Source organism: Ruminococcus sp. AM26-12LB, assembly GCF_003480785.1.
Taxonomy (GTDB): Bacteria; Bacillota; Clostridia; order Lachnospirales; family Lachnospiraceae; genus Blautia_A; species Blautia_A fusiformis.
This window is the reverse complement of record NZ_QUJX01000031.1, coordinates 14,842-15,272: the sequence shown is the minus strand read 5'-3', so window position 1 is coordinate 15,272 and position 431 is coordinate 14,842. Positions and strand designations below refer to the sequence as shown.

At 44.8% G+C, this 431-nt stretch carries 1 protein-coding gene; it reads right to left on the bottom strand.

Going from position 1 to position 431, the window contains the following annotated elements; translation table 11 throughout:
* Positions 1-431, bottom strand: a 431-nt coding sequence (locus tag DW694_RS16305) for a transposase (RefSeq protein ID WP_286187264.1), incomplete at both ends; no start/stop codon positions are given.

Genomic DNA, 431 nt, shown 5'->3' with positions numbered 1-431 from the left:
ATGGCAAAATCGATCCCAAGAAATCTCTCTGCCGGTCTTTTTTCCACTGTTTGGTTCTCACAGCAGAACAAAAGGCTGGCTAAATATTTCCCGGATGGCTCACGGCTCACAGTTACAGACTTCAGTTTCCAGTCTGATGGAATCTGACGGTGAAGTTTTATCCTTATGACGGACATCTTTGGAAGCTTCAGATAGGTATCCTGCAAAAGGATATTTCCGTTTAGTGCATTGGTCGTATATGAATTTCTTGCATGCTTCTTTGATTTATAACGTGGAAATCCGCAGGCTGGTTCCCGAAAAAACTTCCGGAACGCACTTTCCAGATGCAGCTGCGCATTCGCCAGGGCAAGAGAATCCACCTCTTTCAGCCATGGATATTCCTTTTTATATCCGGCCGGTGTGTTCCGGAGCATCTTTTTTTCTTTCTGGTA